Source organism: Pseudomonas sp. HY2-MNA-CIBAN-0224 (assembly GCF_040310285.1).
Taxonomy (GTDB): domain Bacteria; phylum Pseudomonadota; class Gammaproteobacteria; order Pseudomonadales; family Pseudomonadaceae; genus Aquipseudomonas; species Aquipseudomonas helleri.
Genome location: NZ_JBEOPQ010000904.1, coordinates 1 through 237, shown reverse-complemented (window position 1 = coordinate 237; position 237 = coordinate 1). Strand labels below are relative to the sequence as shown.

Annotated in this window: 1 protein-coding gene; it reads left to right on the top strand. The window is 35.9% G+C overall.

The window, feature by feature from the left end; translation table 11 throughout:
* On the top strand, nt 1-237 hold a 237-nt coding region (locus AAEZ03_RS28860), incomplete at both ends, for an EAL domain-containing protein (protein WP_350583424.1).

Below are 237 nucleotides of genomic sequence, written 5' to 3'. Positions count from 1 at the left end.
CTTGATGCGTTGGTATCACCCTCAGTATGGCTATATTAGTCCACGTAAATTTATTGCTGCAGCTGAATTATCCGATTGTATTTTCGAGCTAGAGTTATGGGCATTAGATAAGGTTTGTGAGTTGATACAATTACTTCAACAAACCAATGCAACCATTCCATTAATGTCATTAAATATTTCTTCGCGCCACTTTCATCAAGATCATTTCGTAAATGTCATTATTAGCAGGATTAATGC